At 68.8% G+C, this 17528-nt stretch carries 18 protein-coding genes; 2 read left to right on the forward strand and 16 right to left on the reverse strand.

Annotated features, from left to right (window positions below):
* Positions 1–47 precede the first annotated feature (47 nt).
* Both B2U11_RS06960 and B2U11_RS06965 read left to right on the forward strand, forming a co-directional pair.
* Positions 48–1226, forward strand: coding sequence for a vWA domain-containing protein (locus B2U11_RS06960; protein WP_292070816.1), 1179 nt, complete (start codon positions 48–50; stop codon positions 1224–1226).
* Positions 1227–1300: 74 nt separating this feature from the next.
* Entirely contained in the window at positions 1301–1807 is a 507-nt protein-coding gene (locus B2U11_RS06965) for a hypothetical protein (RefSeq protein WP_292070799.1), read from the forward strand.
* 59 nt (positions 1808–1866) lie between these two features.
* Here B2U11_RS06965 and B2U11_RS06970 read toward each other — a convergent pair whose 3' ends face one another.
* The 16 genes from B2U11_RS06970 to B2U11_RS07045 form a co-directional block, all read right to left on the reverse strand.
* Complete coding sequence (locus tag B2U11_RS06970; protein ID WP_292070800.1) at positions 1867–2049, reverse strand: CsbD family protein; 183 nt, start codon at positions 2047–2049, stop codon at positions 1867–1869.
* Positions 2050–2135: 86 nt separating this feature from the next.
* A complete protein-coding gene (locus B2U11_RS06975) occupies positions 2136–2579 on the reverse strand; it encodes an NUDIX domain-containing protein (RefSeq protein ID WP_292070801.1) in 444 nt (147 codons plus the stop codon).
* A 23-nt stretch (positions 2580–2602) separates the two neighbouring features.
* Positions 2603–3643 carry a sensor histidine kinase gene (locus B2U11_RS06980; protein WP_292070802.1) on the reverse strand — a complete coding sequence of 347 codons (1041 nt, stop codon included), beginning with the start codon at positions 3641–3643 and terminating at the stop codon, positions 2603–2605.
* Positions 3640–4041 (reverse strand): response regulator, encoded by a 402-nt coding sequence (locus tag B2U11_RS06985; RefSeq protein WP_292070803.1) that lies wholly within the window; start codon positions 4039–4041, stop codon positions 3640–3642. Before B2U11_RS06985 ends, B2U11_RS06980 begins: the two co-directional genes overlap by 4 nt.
* A gap of 20 nt (positions 4042–4061) precedes the next feature.
* Positions 4062–5588 (reverse strand): sensor histidine kinase, encoded by a 1527-nt coding sequence (locus B2U11_RS06990; RefSeq protein ID WP_292070804.1) that lies wholly within the window; start codon positions 5586–5588, stop codon positions 4062–4064.
* 50 nt (positions 5589–5638) lie between these two features.
* Positions 5639–7723, reverse strand: a complete 2085-nt coding sequence (gene flhA / locus B2U11_RS06995; protein ID WP_292070817.1) for a flagellar biosynthesis protein FlhA — start codon at positions 7721–7723, stop codon at positions 5639–5641.
* 13 nt (positions 7724–7736) lie between these two features.
* Entirely contained in the window at positions 7737–8630 is an 894-nt protein-coding gene (bla, locus tag B2U11_RS07000) for a class A beta-lactamase (protein WP_292070805.1), read from the reverse strand.
* 2 nt (positions 8631–8632) lie between these two features.
* On the reverse strand, positions 8633–10063 hold the full coding sequence (locus B2U11_RS07005; protein WP_292070806.1) for a sigma-54 interaction domain-containing protein: 1431 nt from the start codon (positions 10061–10063) through the stop codon (positions 8633–8635).
* A gap of 35 nt (positions 10064–10098) precedes the next feature.
* Complete coding sequence (gene fliN, locus B2U11_RS07010; RefSeq protein WP_292070807.1) at positions 10099–10431, reverse strand: flagellar motor switch protein FliN; 333 nt, start codon at positions 10429–10431, stop codon at positions 10099–10101.
* Positions 10431–11078 (reverse strand): flagellar assembly protein FlbE, encoded by a 648-nt coding sequence (locus tag B2U11_RS07015; protein ID WP_292070808.1) that lies wholly within the window; start codon positions 11076–11078, stop codon positions 10431–10433. Before B2U11_RS07015 ends, fliN begins: the two co-directional genes overlap by 1 nt.
* Before the next feature lies 1 nt (position 11079).
* Complete coding sequence (gene fliG, locus B2U11_RS07020; RefSeq protein WP_292070809.1) at positions 11080–12114, reverse strand: flagellar motor switch protein FliG; 1035 nt, start codon at positions 12112–12114, stop codon at positions 11080–11082.
* Entirely contained in the window at positions 12114–13754 is a 1641-nt protein-coding gene (gene fliF, locus B2U11_RS07025) for a flagellar basal-body MS-ring/collar protein FliF (protein WP_292070810.1), read from the reverse strand. The genes fliG and fliF overlap by 1 nt, the downstream gene beginning before the upstream one ends.
* Before the next feature lie 122 nt (positions 13755–13876).
* The gene (locus B2U11_RS07030) at positions 13877–14959 is read right to left on the reverse strand and encodes a Glu/Leu/Phe/Val family dehydrogenase (RefSeq protein WP_292070811.1); all 1083 of its coding nucleotides are present in this window, start codon (positions 14957–14959) and stop codon (positions 13877–13879) included.
* Positions 14960–15046: 87 nt separating this feature from the next.
* The gene (locus B2U11_RS07035; protein WP_292070812.1) at positions 15047–16051 is read right to left on the reverse strand and encodes an alpha/beta fold hydrolase; all 1005 of its coding nucleotides are present in this window, start codon (positions 16049–16051) and stop codon (positions 15047–15049) included.
* Positions 16048–16608 carry a methylated-DNA--[protein]-cysteine S-methyltransferase gene (locus B2U11_RS07040; RefSeq protein WP_292070818.1) on the reverse strand — a complete coding sequence of 187 codons (561 nt, stop codon included), beginning with the start codon at positions 16606–16608 and terminating at the stop codon, positions 16048–16050. Before B2U11_RS07040 ends, B2U11_RS07035 begins: the two co-directional genes overlap by 4 nt.
* Positions 16598–17528: AlkA N-terminal domain-containing protein (locus tag B2U11_RS07045; RefSeq protein WP_292070813.1), on the reverse strand; the 931-nt coding region annotated here is incomplete at its 5' end. The genes B2U11_RS07040 and B2U11_RS07045, both read right to left, overlap by 11 nt.

Here is a 17528-nt window from a genome sequence, read left to right on the forward strand (position 1 = left end):
GACGAGTTCATCTTGCGGCGCGGCTGATCGACGTTCACCTTCGCCCCATGCTCCTTTCCTTCTTCACCGCCCTGCGCGACGCCAAGGTTCCGGTGTCGATGAAGGAATGGCTCCATCTGATGGAAGCCATGGATCGGGGCGTCGCCGGTCGTCGGGTGGAGGCCTTCTACCATCTGTCGCGCGCCGTCCTCGTCAAGGACGAGAAGCACTACGACCGCTTCGATCAGGTGTTCGGCAAGGTGTTCAAGGGCGTGGAGTCTCTGGATGCAGGCGAGGACCTGACGACAGACATACCCGAGGAGTGGTTACGGCTCCTGAACGAGAAATATCTCACTGACGAAGAGAAGGCCCAGATCGAGGCGCTTGGCGGCTTCGACAAGCTGATGGAGACGCTGAAACAGCGTCTGGAGGAGCAGAAGGAGCGCCACCAAGGCGGCAACCGCTGGATCGGCACGGGCGGGACCAGCCCCTTTGGCCACGGGGGCTACAACCCCGAGGGCGTGCGGATCGGCGGTCCGGGCCGGCACGGTCGCGCCGTCAAGGTCTGGGAGAAGCGCGAGTTCCGCAATCTGGACGACACCGTCGAACTGGGCACCCGCAACATCAAGGTCGCCCTGCGCCGTCTGCGCCGCTTCGCGCGCGAGGGCGCGGCGGAGGAACTGGACATTGACGGCACCATCGATGGCACGGCGCGCCAAGGCTGGCTGGACGTGCGCATGCGTCCTGAACGGCGAAACACCATCAAGGTGCTGCTGTTCCTCGACGTGGGCGGTTCGATGGACAGTCACATCAAGCTGGTGGAGGAGTTGTTTTCCGCCGCCCGAGCCGAGTTCAAGAATCTGGAATTCTTCTACTTCCACAACTGCCTCTACGAGGGCGTCTGGAAGGATAATCGTCGCCGGCACGCCGAACGCACGCCCACCTGGGATCTGCTGCACAAATATCCGGGCGACTGGCGGGCCATCTTCGTCGGCGACGCGACCATGAGCCCCTATGAAGTCACCATGCCGGGCGGTTCGGTCGAGCACTGGAACGAGGAAGCCGGAGCGGTCTGGATGAAGCGCGCCCGCCAGCAGTGGGAGAAGTCCGTCTGGCTCAACCCGGTCCAGGAGCGCTACTGGGACTACACCGCGTCGGTCGGCCTGCTGCGCGAGGTGATGGATCAGCGGATGTATCCGCTGACGCTGGACGGGCTGGACCGAGCGATGCGAGCACTGACCCGCTAGGCCTGCGACCCGATCGACGAATGACGCACGCCTGAGACGTGATAGGGTCGCGGCCCCAGCCGTCGAGGTTCTTGATGTTGTTCGCCGCCCTCGCCCACCTGATGCTTCAGTCCCCCGCGTCCGTGCCGGACGCCTTTCGGGAATCCCCCGCTTCCGCCCCGGTGCCCGCGGCCGAGACGATCGCTTCGAGCGAAGGCGCAACCGTGCCCGAGTGGGCCCTGACCGATCCGTTCGGATATGAACGCGCCCGCTGCAATCCGATGGCTCGTGGCGAGACGCCGCTTGATGTCTGTCAGAGCCGGGTCCGAAGCGCCTTGGCGGCGTCCTTGGGCGACGACCTGCCCGACGCCCTCAGGCCGCCCGGCATGGCCGGCGATTGTCAGATGGTCCAGGCGGCCGCCGGCGGTTCGGACTATGGGCTTCAGTGCGGCGACCGGCCGCGCAACGCGACCGCCTCGGCCGCACCGCAAGAGATGGATTGTCGTCCTCGTCCCGAGGGAGGCGGCTTCAGCTCCGAATGCCGACCGGTCAACGGGCTGCAATCCAAGGGTCTGAAGCTGCGGCTGTGGGGCGACGACTGACGCACGCAACAACGCCGCCCGCTAGGATCGCGGACGGCGCTTTGGTCGGTTCGCCAGGATCAGTTGCGGTTGTCGCGCAGGCTGTCCTTGACGCCGCCGACGGCGTTCTGAACCTTGCCTTCCACCTGGTCGGCGCGCCCCTCGGCCTTCAGCTTCTCGTCGCCGGTCACCTTGCCGGCCGCTTCCTTCATCTTGCCGCCGATGTTCTTGCCGGCGCCTTCGATACGGTCTTGATCGGGCATAAGAATTCTCCTGTCCTGTTCGGCGTCCTGATGACGCAGAGAGGTACGGGAACAACGGGTCGGACCGCGGTGAAGTTCCGTAAGGCTCAGCTCGTGCGGCGCATCCAGGCCGCCACCGCCCAGGCATGGGCATCGTGACGCAGACGCGACAGGGCCACGACCGGTTCCAGCCACGTCAGGGTGTGGTCCGGTTCCTGCTTCGCCTCGGGGTCTTCGGAAACGACCGTGGCGGTCCAGTAGCCGCCGACGTTGTTGAGCGCCTCGCCCGTGGTCTTGAGGAAATACTGGCCGGCCTCGGCGATGCGTTCTCCCGGATCGACCGTCAGTCCGGTTTCCTCGACGAATTCGCGCACCAGAGCCTGAGCCTCGGTCTCGTCGCCATCGACGGCGCCGCCCGGCAGGTCGAAATAGCTCTGCGCGCCACGCTCCACGCGCACGCACGCCAGCAGCCCCTCGCGCAGCACCAGGCCGAAGGCCGTCGGGCGCAGGCGGTGGTTCAAGGCGGGGTCGGGGCGGCCGAACTGCAGCATGATCGAGGAAACGCGCGAGGCGTCTAGAGGTCGAAGGCCAGCCGGGCGCGCACGCCTTTATGGCCGGCGTCGAACTCCACGGCCGAGCGCAGGCCCGACGCCATGGCCGATATGATCTTGCCGCCCAGGCCCGTGCCCTTGGGCGCGCCGTCGCCCAGGCCCGGTCCGTCGTCCTCGACCGTCAGTATGGCCCGGCTGTCGTCGTCGGCCTTCAGATGCACGCGGATCTCCCCGCCCTGTCCCGGCGCATAGGCGTATTTGACCGCATTGGTGACCAGTTCGGTCACGACCACGCCCAACGACACGGCCTGGTCCGTGGTCACGCTCATCGGTTCGGCGTCCAGCACCAGGCGCGGCGATCCGGCGTCGGGACCGACCGACTTGGACAGTTCGTCCATCAATCCCTTCAGATATTCGTCCATCGCCACTCGGCTCATATCGCCGGAGGTGTAGAGGCGACGGTGCACGTGAGCCACGGCCTCGATCCGGGCCTGGGACTCGCGCAGCGCGTCCTTGGCTCCCTGATCCGATACATGACGCATCTGCAGCGACATGAAGCTCGACACCAGTTGCAGCGAATTGCCGACGCGGTGGTTGACCTCGCGCAGCATGGCCTCGGCCCGATCGCGGGCCAGGCGGATTTCCTCCTGCGCGGCCTCGTTCTCGCGTTGCAGACGGCGGCGCAGCAGGGCGTCTTCCAGCGCCGAACGCAGAAGGGAGGTGAAATCCTCCGACACGTCCTTGATGACGTAATCGGCCGCGCCGGCCCGCAGGGCCGCGACCGCGATCCGGCCCTCCTGCGCGCCCGTCACATAGACCACCGGCGGCGGCTCTGGCAGGGCCATGATGTCCGGCAGGATGTCCAGGCCGTCGCGCGCCGGCATGTAGTGATCCAGCGCGCAGACGTCATAGACGCCGGCCCGCAGCATCTCCAGGCCCGCATCGCCGTCGGACGCACAGGTGACGACGTAGCCGTGCCGCCCCAGCTCCTTCTCGACCAGTCGCGACAGGCCGCGATCGTCGTCGATGTAGAGCAGGCGAATGGTGCCCGGAATGTTGCTCACTCGATCTCCGGGGCCTGCATGACCGACAGGAACAGGCCCAGCTGGCGGATCGCGCCGGCGAAGGACTCATAATCCACCGGCTTGGTGATGTAGACGTTGCAACCCAGATCGTAGCAGCGCTGGATCTCGACCTTGTCGTCCGTGGTTGTCAGCACCACGACGGGCGCGCGACGCAACCGCTCGTCGGACTTCACCTTTTCGAGAATGTCAGTTCCCGACATATCCGGCAGGTTGAGATCCAACAGGACCAGCAGCGGACCGTTGGCCAGCACCTCGGGACTGAAGAGATAGTCCAACGCCGAACCACCATCGTCGAAATGCTTGATTTCGTTGTTGATGTTCGCGCGGCGAATGTTTTTTTCGATCAGCTTGGCGTGACCGTGGTCGTCTTCGATCATGACGATTTTTACGGGGTGCGTCACAGCGCGGCTCCGGGTTCCGAGACGATCAGTCGTTTGGGGAATTTCAGGATGAAAGTCGAGCCCTTACCGAGTTCGGACTCCACGTCGATCGTTCCTCCCAACCGGCGAACGCTGTTGCGCACGAACGCCAGCCCCAGGCCCTCGCCCGTCCGGTCCTGGCGCCCCGACCGACGGAACAGCTCGAAGATGCGCTCATGGTCGCGCGGCGCGATGCCCCGGCCGTTATCGGCGATCCTGTACACGGCCCAGCCGCCGGCCGCCTCCTGCCCGGACACCACGATCTCGCCCGGTCGGTCGTGGTCCAGGTATTTGACCGCGTTGTCGATCAGGTTGCCGATGATCTGCTCCATCGACAGCCGGTCGCTTTCCAGCGTGGGTAGGGTTTCCACCACGATCCGCGCGCCCGAGGCGTCCGTCTGGTGGTGGACGCTGTCGGCGATGTTCTGGGCCATGGCGGTCATGTCCAGGGTCTCCGGCGACAGGTTGCGCCGGCCCTCCCGCGACAGTTTCAGGATGGCGTTGATCAGCCGGTCCATCTTCTCGGTCGAGGCGCGGATGAAGCCGATGGCCTCGGGCATGTCTTCGCGCACCGCCATCACCACGTCGGGCTGAACCTCACGGACCTTCTGGGCCTCGGTGATGGCGTTGTCGATGACCTTGCCCGCCTGCTCCAGCTCCGACGTGTAGCCCATGACGTTGACCAGCGGGGCGCGCAGGTCGTGGCTGACGATATAGGCGAAGCGCTGGATCTCCTCGTTGGCGCGGATCAGGTCGCCGGTCCGTTCTTCCACGGTCGCCTCCAGTCCGGCGTTCAACTGGTTCAGCTGATCGCGCGCACCCTGAATCTCGATGACGTATCGCCTCACAAGCCACATCGACAGGCCGGCCAGCACCACCACCAGAAGCGCCGCCAGAATGTTGGCGGCCACTGTCGCCGCAGCCAGCCTTTCAGAAGCCTCCGTGCGCGCGGCGATCCGCGCGGTCTTCAACTGTTCAAAGTCCACGATGGCCCGACGCAAGTCGTCCATGACCACCTTGCCCTGGCCCGACCGCACCGCCTGGATGGCCGGACCGATGCGCCCTTCACGCGCCATGCGCAGCGTGGCGGCAAGTTCCGCCTGCTTGGCGGCGGCCAGTTCTTCAATGCGGCGCACAGAAGGCCACAGCGATGGGTCGTTCATAGCCGCCCGATGCAGACGCGCCACAGCCGGGCCCAGAACCTCTTGCGCCTCCTGATAGGGTCGCAGGAACTCGCTCCGCCCTGTCAGCAGGAAGCCGCGCTGCGCGGTCTCGGCGTCCAGGGTGGCGATCAGAACGGTGCGCGCATCGCGGCGCATGTCCTGGGCCGTCTCGATCTGATCATTCGTCTCGGCCGTGCGCTGGCTCATGACGAAGGTGGCGACGTTGACGGCCAGCAGCAGGGCGAAGGCCGCCGCCAGCAACCCCATCACGGATCGCGCCAAGGACGGTGTGCGAAGGAAGTCGCCGATGCGGCCCCAGGTCGAGCGAGGAGAAAGGTCCATGGGAACGGAGCTTTAGCGTCACCGCACGCCCCGTCAAACCGATTGTCGGATCAGACCTGTCCCAGGGTGCGCAGCCGCGCCTTTGGATGGATTTCGTTCTGGCTCATCACCACGGTCTGCCCGCGGAAGCGCTCGATGATCGACCGGACGTAGGGACGGGTCTGAGGGCCGGTCAGCAGGACCGCGTTCTCGCCCGACATGGCGATGCGTTCGAAGGTGTCGCGCACGGCGCGGATGAAGTCCTGCAGTCGGGACGGCGCCATCGCCAGTTGCTTGTCCTCGCCCCCACCCACCAGGCTCTCGGCGAAGGCGTTCTCCCATTCCGGCGACAGGGTGACGATCGGCACGGCGCCGTCCCCGCCCTGATGCTGCCAGCACAGCTGGCGCGCCAGGCGCGCGCGGACGTGCTCGACCAGGGTGGTGACGCTGGTGGTGTGCGGCGCCGCCTCGGCCAGGCCTTCCAGGATCGCCGGCAGGTCGCGGATCGACACCTTCTCGCGCAGCAGCGACTGCAGCACCCGCTGCAGGGTCGTGACGGTGACCACCGTCGGGATCAATTCCTCGACCAGCTTCTGCTGCTCCGGGCCAAGCTCCTTCAGCAGCTTCTGCACCTCGCCGTATGACAGCAGCTCGGCCATGTTCTCCTTCAGGATTTCCGTCAGGTGCGTGGTCAGCACCGTGGCCGGATCGACGATGGTGTAGCCGCGGAAGGTCGCCTCCTCGCGCAGGCCCTCCTCGATCCAGGTCGCCGGCAGGCCGAAGGCCGGCTCCTTCATGTGCTCGCCGGGCAGTTCGACCTGGCGCCCCGCCGGGTCCATCGCCATCAGGTGGCCCAGCCGCACCTCCCCGGCCCCCGCGTCCATCTCCTTGATGCGGATGGCGTAGCCCTGGGTCGGCAGGCGCATATTGTCCAGGATGCGCACCTGCGGCATCACGAAGCCGTACTCCTGCGCCAGCGACCGGCGCAGAGCCTTGATCTGGTCGGTCAGGCGCCGCCCTTCCAGATCGTTGATCAGGGCCAGCAGCGAATAGCCCAGCTCGATCTTGACCTCGTCGATGGTCAGGATGTTGCTGATGGGCTCCTCGACCTCGGGCTGCGGCTTGGCGGCCTCGATCTCTTCGGCCGTCGGCTGCGGCTTCAGCCGCTCGCGGCCGAGGCGCCAGGCCATGAAGCCCGACCCGATGGCCAGCGCGGCGAAGGGGATCAGCGGCATTCCGGGAATCAGGCCGATCAGGCCGGCCGCGCCGGACACCACGCCCAGCGACACCGGATTGGTCGCCAGCTGCGTCACCAGGGCCTTGTCCGCCGTGCCCTCCACCCCCGCCTTGGACACCAGGAAGCCCGCGGCGATCGAGATGATGATGGCCGGCACCTGCGTCACCAGGCCGTCGCCGATGGTCAGCTGGACATAGGTGTTGGCCGCGTCCATCGCCGGCATTCCGTGCTGCAGCGTCCCGATCAGAATGCCGCCGATGGCGTTGATGAAGGTGATGATCAGGCCGGCCACGGCGTCGCCGCGCACGAATTTGGAGGCGCCGTCCATGGCGCCGAAGAAGGTCGATTCCTGCTCCAGCTCCTTGCGGCGCAGCTTGGCCTGGTCCTCGGTGATCAGGCCCGAGGACAGGTCGGCGTCGATGGCCATCTGCTTGCCCGGCATGGAGTCCAGGGTGAAGCGCGCCGAGACCTCGGCGATGCGGGTCGAACCCTTGGTGATGACCACGAAGTTCACCACCAGGATGATCGCGAAGATGATCACGCCGATGATGAAGTTGCCGCCCATCATCAGCTGGCCGAAGGCGTTGATGACCTGACCGGCGGCGGCGTGCCCCTCCTGCCCGTGCGTCAGGATCAACCGCGTCGAGGCCAGGTTCAGACCCAGCCGGAACAGGGTCGACACCAGAAGCACGGTCGGGAAGATGGCGAAGTCGAGCGGCCGCTTCATCATCACGGCCGTCATCAGGATCAGCACGCTGGACACCAGCGAGATCGCCAGCAGCAGGTCCAGCAGCATCTTCGGGATCGGCAGGATCAGCAGCATGATGACGCCGATCACGCCGACCGCCATCAGCACCTCGCCGCGGTTCAGCCAGCCCAGCACGTCGCGCCCCGTGGGGCGCGCCATCCCGTCCTTCATCAAGACCGGCGCGTCAGCCACGGCCCAGCGCCTCCAGCGCCCGGCGTCCGGCGTCGGCGATCACCGCGTCGCGCTGGTCGTCCGTCGCCTGGGTCGCGCCGGTCAGATAGACCGCCATCAGCACCGGCGCGCCGCTGACCGGCGTCATCATGCCGATGTCGTTGGCGGTTCCGTTCATGCCGGTGCCGGTCTTGTGCGCCACGGTCCACCCCTGGGGCGCGGCGGCCTTCAGCCGGTTCTGCCCGGTCGGCGAGGCGACCAGCCAGTCCCGCAGCAGGGCGTCGTGCGCCGGGCTCAGCCGGTCGCTGAACGCCATCAGACGAATGTTGGCCAGGGTCTGCGCCGGCAGGCAGGTGTCGCGTGGATCGTCGGCGAGGGCGGTGTTCAGCTCGGGCTCCAGTCGCGAGATCAGGGTGGTGGTGTCGCCGAAGCTCGGCCACCACTGACGCCATACGCCGATTCCGCCCATTTCCCGGATCAGGATGTTCGCCGCCGGATTGTCGCTCAGTTCGACCGCCGCCTGCATCAGTTGCCGGATGCTCAGGTCGCGACCCACGGCCGGCCCCGTGGTCGGCGCATGGGGGATCATGTCCGCCCGGGTGATGCGCACCCGACGTTCCAGGTCTTCCTCGCCGCGCTGGACCCGCTGCAAGGTCGCGGCCGCCAGGAAGGCTTTGAAGGTCGAGCAGAAGGGGAAACGCTCCTGGGCGCGCCACAGGGCCTGGCGGCCGGAGGCGACGTCCAGCGCCGCCACGCCCAGCCGCCCGCCGTGACGGCCTTCCAGGTCCGACAGATGCAGGTCCAACGGCTGCGCGTCCGCCTGGGGCGTCTCGCGACGATAGCAACCGGCCAGCGCCAGCGCGCCCGCGCCGGCCAGCACGCCTCTGCGGTCCGGCGTCCGCGCCATCGTCAGGCGGCGTATCCGGCGCCGGGCGTCCCGCCCGAGACGCCGCTTTGCGGCGCGGGGATGCTCGCGCCCTCGTCGGCGTATTCGTTCAGCTTGTTGCGAAGCGTGCGGATCGAGATGCCCAGGATGTTGGCCGCATGGGTGCGGTTGCCCAGGCAGTGGGTCAGGGTGTCCAGGATCAGCGTCTTTTCCATCGCGGCCACCGTCTGGCCGACGAAGCTGCGGGTCACGGCGTCGGCGGCCTGGGCGGCGCGGGCGGCGGGGCCGGCGTCCAGGGCGGGAGAGGCGACGGCGACGGAACCGCTATGGGAGGCGGCGTCCACGGCCAGCGGACGACCATCGGGCAGGCGAATGGCCTCGACGTCGATCTCTGCGCCCGTGGCCAGCAGCACCGCGCGGTGCATCGCATTTTCCAGCTCGCGGACGTTGCCGGGCCAGCGGTGGGCGGTGACGGCCTGGCGCGCGGCGGCCGACAGGGGACGCGCGGCCACGCCGTTGGCGGCGGCGTATTTCTTGACGAAGTGATCGGCCAGAACGGCGATGTCGCCCGGCCGTTCGCGCAGGGACGGCAGGCGCAGGTTCACCACGTTCAGTCGGTAAAGCAGATCCTCGCGGAACGTGCCTTCGGACACGGCGCGCGCCAGGTCGCGGTTGGAGGTGGCGATGATGCGGATGTCGACCTTGACCGGCTTGGTGCCGCCGACGCGGTCGATGACCCGTTCCTGGATGGCGCGCAGCAGCTTGGCCTGAAGGCGGGCGTCCATTTCCGAGATTTCGTCGAGCAGCAGAGTGCCGCCGTCGGCCTCCTCGAACTTGCCGATGCGGCGGGCCACGGCCCCGGTGAAGGCGCCCTTCTCGTGGCCGAACAGCTCCGATTCCAGCAGGTTGTCGGGGATGGCCGCGCAGTTGACGCTGATGAAAGGCTTGTCCTTGCGGCGCGAATTTTCGTGCAGATAGCGGGCCATCACCTCCTTGCCGACGCCGCTTTCGCCGGTGACCAGGATCGAGGCTTCCGAGCGCGCCACCTGGTCGGCCAGCTGGATGACGTGCTTCATCGACGGGTCGGCCGAGATCATCGGCTTCTCGTCGTCGGCCACCGCCGACAGGACGGCCGCGATCAGGTCCGCCTCGGGCGGCAGGGGGATGAACTCCTTGGCCCCGGCCTTGATGGCCGCCGCCGCCTCGCGCGCGTCGGCGTCGATGCCGAAGGCCACGACCGGCACGCTGATCCGCTCGGCCTCGTTCGCCCCGATCAGGCTGGCGATATCCAGCTTGTAGTCGACCATCAGCAGGTCCGCGCCCTGCCCCCGCCGCAACAGGTCGGTCGCCTGGTCGCATCGCTCGACGTGATTGACCTTGGCGCCGTGCGCCATCGCCATCTTCACCGCCGAGGCCAGTTGCCCGCTCAGTCTGCCAACCACCAGAAGACGCATCGTTCTTCTCCTCTAATCTCTCGCGCGGTCGCCAATCAGGCGCCCGCATCCTCGGTCTTGATGATTTCCGTCATGGTCACGCCCAGACGGTCGTCGACGACCACCACCTCGCCGCGCGCCACCAGGCGGTTGTTGACGAAGATGTCGATGGCCTCGCCGACCTTGCGGTCCAGCTCCAGCACCGACCCCCTGTTCAGCTGCAGCAGCTGCGCCACCGACATGTGCGACTTGCCCAGGACGGCCGAGATGTTGACCGGCACGTCGAACACGGTGGCCAGGTCCGCGGCGCTCTTCTCGCCGTGATCCTCCAACGCCGGCAGGGCGGCGGGATCGGCGAATTCTTCAAGCGACAGATCGTCGGAAGCCATCAGACGTCACTCCTGTCCAGGACGGGATTTTCGGCATGCCCGGCCTCGGCGGCCAGGGCGGCGGAAAGGGCGTCGCCCACGCGGCGGGCGGCCTCCTCGGGATCGTAGTCGGCGCGGCCGTCGGCCCACTCCAGTTGGAAGGCGGCCGGGGCCAGCCCCGCTTCGTCGCGAAACGCGACCGCGCCGGTGAAGCCGGAATCGGCTGCGGCCTGGGCGATCATGGCCCGCGCCGTCTCGTCCAGCCCGGCGCCGCGCACCACCAGACGGGGCGAGGCGTCGACCTCCTGGGCCAGCAGCTCCAGCGCGGCCTTCAGCGGGGCCTGCGGAAAGCGCTCCAGGGCCGCGCCAGCGATGGCCCGCGCCGCCTGCAGCGCCAGGTCGGCGGACTGCTCGCGATGGGCCTGGGCCACGGCCTTCAGGGTGGGAAGGGCGGCGCCGGCGGCCTGGGCGATCTGGCTCAGCGCCAGGGCTCGAAGATGCTCGACCTCTGCCAGCGCCTGCTCGCGCGCTTCCAGACGCGCCTGGGCGACCAGGGCGTCCACCTCGGCCGGCAGGAAGCTGCGCTTGACCGGTCGCCATTGCGACGGGCGCACGACCTCGCCGTCGGCGTCGAACTCGGTGTCGAAGGTGAAGGGCTTGGCGTTCATGTCAGTAGATCAGCTCGTCGTCGGCGCCCTGGCCGGCCAGCATGATGTCGCCCTTGGCCGCCAGGTCCTTGGCCACCTGCACCATCGCCGTCTGGGCCGCGTCGACGTCCTTCAGCCGCACCGGCCCCATCGACTCCATGTCCTCGCGCATGATCTTCGACGCGCGCTCGGACATGTTGGAGAAGAACATCTCGCGCAGCCCTTCCGAGGCGCCCTTCAGCGCCAGGCCCAGCTGGTCCTTCTCGACCGCCCGCAACAGGGTCTGGACGCCGCCCGGATCCAGCTTCGACAGGTCCTCGAACACGAACATCAGGGCGCGGATGCGCTCGGCCGACTCGCGATTGCGTTCCTCCAGCGCGCCGATGAAGCGCGCCTCGGTCTGGCGGTCGAAGGCGTTGAAGATGTCGGCCATCATCTCGTGGCTGTCGCGCTTGGAGGTGCGCGCCAGGTTGGACATGAACTCGGTGCGCAGCGTCTGTTCGATCTTGTCCAGGATGTCGCGCTGCACCGGCTCCATGCGCAGCATCCGTTGCACGCACTCCAGCGCGAAGTCCTCCGGCAGGCTGGTCAGCACGCGCGCGGCGTGGTCGGACCGGACCTTGGACAGGATGACGGCGACCGTCTGGGGGTATTCGTTCTTCAGATAGTTGGCGAGGACCGCCTCGTTCACATTGCCCAGCTTGTCCCACATGGTCCGGCCGGCCGGACCGCGGATTTCCTCCATCAGGCCGTCGACGCGGTCCTTGGGCAGGAAGGCGCTCAGCAGCTTCTGGGTCTGCTCGTAGCTGCCCATGACCGAGCCCGAGCCCGACAGGCCCGAGACGAACTCGATCATCAGGGCCTCGACCGCCTCGGCGGTGACGTTGCCCAGGGTGGCCATGGCCTGGGAGATTTCCTTGACCTCGTCGTCGTCCAGCCGTTCCCACAGGGCGGTGTGCTCCTCGCCCAGGGCCAGCAGGATGACGGCGGCCTTTTCCGGCCCCGTCAGCTTGTTGGGGTCCTCGATCGCGGCCTTCTTGGAGACAAGCTTGGCCATCAGCCTTCCGCCACCCAGATCCGCAGAATGCCGGCCGCCTCATCGGGGTGGCTCTGGACGAAGTCCGCCACCTTCTTGACCGAAGAGGCCTTCACCTGACCTTCGATGCGGGCGATGTCGATCTTCTGTTCCATCTCGCTGGGCGGCGGCAGCTGGACCAGCTGGGGCTGGCCGTCTGGACCGATCACCGTGGTCGTCTGAAGCTGCGTCACCGGCACGCCGTCCGCGCCCGCCAGGACCGGCAGACCCGCTCCGCCGGTCGCCGTCTTCAGCAGCGGGCGCAGCACGAAGAAGATCAGCAGCACGCCGGTGATCAACAGCACCAGCAACTCGATCCCGCGCATGATGTCGTTCTTGGAGAAGTCGAACATCCCGCCCGCGCCGTCCAGATCGCCCGCCAGGCCGGCGTCGCGGTTGAAGCGAACGTTGACGACCTCGATCTTGTCGCCGCGGGCCTCGTCGATGCCGACGGCGGCGGCGACCAGGGCCTTGATCTGGGCGATCTCCTCGGCGGTGCGCGGCGCATAGGCAGGCTCGCCCTTGCCGTCGGCAGCCGGGGTCAGCTTGCCGTCCACCGCCACCGCCACCGCCAGCTTGCGGACCTCGCCCGGCTCACGCGTGGTGGTCGTGGTGGTGTTGGAGATTTCGTAGTTGGTGGTCTCGGTGTTCTCGGCGCTGTTGGAACCGATCGGCGTGGTGTTGGGCGCCGCGCCGCCGGGAATGTTGTTCGTCGCGGTCACGCCGCCGTCGGGCTGGCCCGTCGTGTCGGACGACTGCGAGCCGTTGGTGGAGGTGGAGCGCACCACCTGACCGTCCGGGTCGAACTTCTGCTCCTGGGTGGTCGAGCGGCTGCGGTCGATGTCGGCTGTGACCTGCACCCGCGCGGCGCCCACGCCGACCACGCCTTCCACGATGTCCTTGATGCGCGCCTGCAGCTGCGCCTCGGTGGCGTTCTTGGCCTCCAGGGCGGAGGCCGTCGTGAACTCGCCGCCGTCGTTGCCGGCGGCCAGGGTGCGGTTGTTCTCATCGGCGACCGTCACCCGGTCCGGTTTCAGATTCGGCACCGACGAGGCGACCAGGTTGCGGATGGCGTTGACCTGGTCGCCGGTCAGGTCGCGACCGCCCAGGCCGACCAGAACGGCCGCCGTCGGCTCGCCCGCGGCGGCGGTGAACATCTCGCGGCGGGGCATGGTGATGTGGACGCGGGCGGCGGTGATGCCGCGCATCGACATGATGGTGCGGGCCAGTTCGCCCTGCAGGGCCCGCTGCTCGTTCAGCTGCTGCTGGAACTCGGTCTGGCCCAGGACCGACTGGTTGTCGAACAGCTCGTAGCCGACCGAGCCCGAGGTCACGAGCCCCTGCCCGGCCAGCATCATCCGCGCCGTGCCGACCTCGTCGCGGTTGACCATGATGGTCGAGCCGTCGCCCTTGGACGAATATTTGATGCCCGCCTGATCCAGGGCGGCGGTGATCTCGCCCGCCTCACGCAGATCCAGGTTGGAATAGAGCAAGGCGTCAGGGGCCTGCCCCATGCGCAGCATGACGGCGACCAGCACCGCCGCGACGCCCGCGGCGACGCCGAGAATGGCCGCCAGGCGACCGATCCCGAACCTCTTCAACGCCTCGGTGAAACCGCCCACGCGTCCCCGCCCCATACTCGCGGAAGACCCGGACGACCCCGCTAGGCAGAAAATGCCGCCCGGATGGTAAACGCCGCGTTAAGAGACGGTTACGCGCCGTCCCTCAACACGGACATCCCCCCTCAGGCCGCCTTGCGATGTTCTTCGCGCGCGCCGGCGATGCGGGCCTCGGCGATGGCGTCGGCGATTTCGTGGGTCGGCCGTTGCTCGGCCGCCGATCGCTCCAGGATTTCCTCGAAGGTCTCGATCAGGCGCGCCAGCTTCATCTCCACCCAGTTCGGGTCGAAGGCGCCGCGCGTCTGGCGGGCGTTCATCTCCGCCGCGACATTGATGATCCCGCCGCCGTTGACGACATAGTCGGGCGCATAGAGCACGCCGCGCTCGAACAGCACGCGGCCGATCTCGGGCGTCGCCAACTGGTTGTTGGCCGCCCCGACCACCGCCCGGGCGCTGATCCGCTCCAGCGTCTGCGGGTTCAGCGTCGCCCCCAGGGCGCACGGCGCATAGACGTCCGCCTTGACGTCATAGATGGCGTCCGGCGCCACGACCTCGGCCCCCGTGCGCGCCGCGACCTCGGCCAGCACGGCGGCGTTGACGTCGGTCATCACCAGCTTGGCGCCGGCGGCCGCCAGCTTGTCGGCCAGGTATCCGCCCACGTGACCGACCCCCTGCATGGCGATGGTCAGGCCGGTCAGGTCGTCCTGCTTGAACAGCCGTCGCGCCACCGCCAGGGTCGAGCGATAGACGCCCTCGGCCGTCACCGGGCTGGGGTCGCCCGAGGCTTCCGGCCCGTCCTTCAGGCCCAGCACTCGCGTCGTTTCCTTGCGCGCCTCGGCGATGTCGGCGACGGACACGCCCACGTCCTCGGCGGCGTAGTAGATGCCGCCCAGCGTATCGACGGCCCGGCCGAAGGCGCGGAACAGCTCGGGCGTCTTCTGGGTGCGACTGTCGCCGATGATGACCGACTTGCCGCCGCCCATCTCCAGGTCGGCGATCGCATTCTTGTAGCTCATGCCCCTGGACAGCCGCAGCACGTTCTCCAGCGCCTCGGTCGCCGAGCCGTAGTTCCACATCCGCGTGCCGCCCACCGCCGGCCCACGTGCGGTCGAGTGCACGGCGACGATCGCCTTCAGACCGGTTTTCTCGTCGAAAAAGGCGTGTACGCCCTCATGATTCGCAAAAGACGGAGAATCGAACAGCGTCATGCCCATAATAGGCGCTCCCTGGGTAATATTCTTGTTGCCCGGCAAATAGGCCGCGCGGCTCTAGGGGGCAAGCATGACCGTTTCGCGTCAGCGTTTCGCCAAGACCTCAAGGTGCGGCAGCACTGGATCGGCTCCCGACGGCAGCGGCCCGACCGGATCACGCAGGAAGCCGACCACGTCGCGATAGACCGTCTCGGCGTCCAGATCCCGGTTCAGCAGGTGCCAGCCCTGCGGGTACCAGGCGGTGCGCAGCGTGGCGTCGGCCGGCATATGCTCCAGCGCCCGGCGCATCGGCCCCTTTTCGACCACCTCGTCGTGGGCCCCATACATCAGGATGGCGGGCGTGCGGATCAGGCCGATCCGCCGCGACGAGGCCTCCATCAGATCGACCAGGCCATAGAGGGTGTCGAACCGCGTCGACAGCAGGCTCTCGGGATCACGGCCGTTGCGGTACAGTTCCAGCACGTTGGATGAGGCCTGGATGCGGTCGGCGATGAAGCGCGGCGGCTCGACGGCCTTGGAGCCCGCCATGCGCGCGGCGACGTTCAGGGCTGCGCTGTTCAGCCACCCTTGCGTCGTCCAGCCCCACACGCCGGGCGCCAGCAGCACCACCCGGTCCGCATCGGGCGGCCTGTCCGAGCCGAAGGCGGCGGCCGCCACCGAGCCGCCCATGCTTTCCCCGACCACGGCGACGATCGCGCCGGGATGGGCCGCGCGCGCCAGGGCGACGGCCTCGCGCACGTCCTCGATCATCCGGTCCGCGCCCGCCCATTCGCCCCGCCCGGGCGCGGCGCCGAAGCCGCGCTGGTCGAAGGCCCAGGTCTCGATACCCTGATCGGCCCACCACGGTCCCGCCAGCCGGAAGGACGCGGCGTGGTCGTTCATGCCATGCAGCGCCACGATCACCGCCCAGGGCCGCCCTTGCGGCGCCCAGCGCATCAGCGGCAGGCGCGCCCCGTCGGACATCACCAGCGCCCGGTCCTCCACCGCCGGCCCGGCGAACCCCGGCGGCGGGCGGAGCGGCGCCTGGATGTGCGGCGCGGCGCAGGCGGACAGGGTCAGGGCGGCGAGGACGGCGGGGAGAAGCCTCATTCCTCCGACATGGACCCTTGAGGCGCCGGATTCCAGAGCCCGCCGCCCGCCTCGTGCGCCAGCAGCCAGCGCTTGCGCTCCAGCCCGCCCGCATAGCCGGTCAGCTTGCCCCCCGCTCCGATCACCCGGTGGCACGGCACGATGACGCCGACCGGATTGGCGCCGTTGGCCAACCCGACGGCCCGCACGGCCTTGGGCGCGCCGATCGCCGCCGCCAATTGGCCATAGCTTCGGGTCTCGCCAGCCGGAATGTCGCGCAGCGCCGCCCACACCCGACGCTGGAAATCCGTGCCGCCGGTCTCGACCTCCACCGTCTCGAAGGCGGCCAGGTCGCCGGCGAAATAGGCGGCCACCGCCTGGCGCACCGCCTCCGGCGCCCGACCAGGCGCCAGGACGACCTCGCCATAGTGGCGGCGCAGCAGGCGGCGCATCCGCGCCTCGAAATCGTGGAAGTCCAGGGCGCGCACGGCGCCGTCGCCGTCCACGACCACTAGCACCTCGCCCACTGGCGAAGGGATGCGGTCCAAGGTCAGGGGGCCGGTGTTCTCAGGCCGCATCGGCATGGCGCGTCTCCTCGCTCGGGGTCCAGTGCAGGGCGCCGTAGGCGCGCCAGGGGCGCCAGCGTTCGGCGCGGGCGATCAGGTCGGGGTCATCGAGGCGGGCCGGCAGCCGGTCGCTGGGCGGCGTCTCGTCGGCGTCGATCCAGTCGCCGGGCGGACGCAGGCCGGGCCGGCGCGTCAGGCTGTCCCGCAGCGCCGGATCGGCTGCCAGGTCGTGGGCGATCGCCTCCGGGTCGGCGGCCAGGTCGAAGACCCGGCGCACCCGCGCCAGAACCCCGGGCAGGGCGGACAGCGTCTCCACCATCGCCTCCACCGCCAGCCGGCCCGGCGCGCCGGGACGCACCGTCACCGACCCCGCCGTCCCGTCGACCGCGGGCGTCAGACCCCGCGACCAGGCGCCGCCCGCGACGGTCTCTCCCGGCGCGCCGCGGGCGGCCAGGGCGGCGATGACGGCGGCCCAGTCGTAGGGCGGGCGATAGGCCAGGCCCAGCTTCACCGGCCCGGTCGCCTCTCCTTCGGCCGTCCGGCGCCGCAGGGCCGAAGGCGGGCGGCCGTACAGCGCCTGGAACGCCTCGTTGAAGCGGCGCACGCTGCCGAAGCCGGAGGCCAAGGCGACCTGGGCCATCGACAGGCCGGTCTCGTGGATCAGCTGCTTGGCCAGGAGCACGCGCCGCGTCTGTGCCACGCTGACCGGGGCGGCGCCCAGGTGCTGGCGGAACAGGCGGCGCAGGTGCCGCTCGCCCACGCCCAGGCGCGCGGCCAGGGCGTCCACGTCGCCGCCGTCCAGCGCCCCGCCCTCGATCAGGGCCAGGGCCCGGCTGACGGTGTTGGAGGTTCCCCGCCAGGCCCCCATGTCCGGCGCCGTCTCGGGCCGGCAGCGCAGGCAGGCGCGAAAGCCCGCCGCCTCGGCCGCCGCC

This window comes from Brevundimonas sp. UBA7534, from assembly GCF_002479325.1.
Classification (GTDB): domain Bacteria; phylum Pseudomonadota; class Alphaproteobacteria; order Caulobacterales; family Caulobacteraceae; genus Brevundimonas.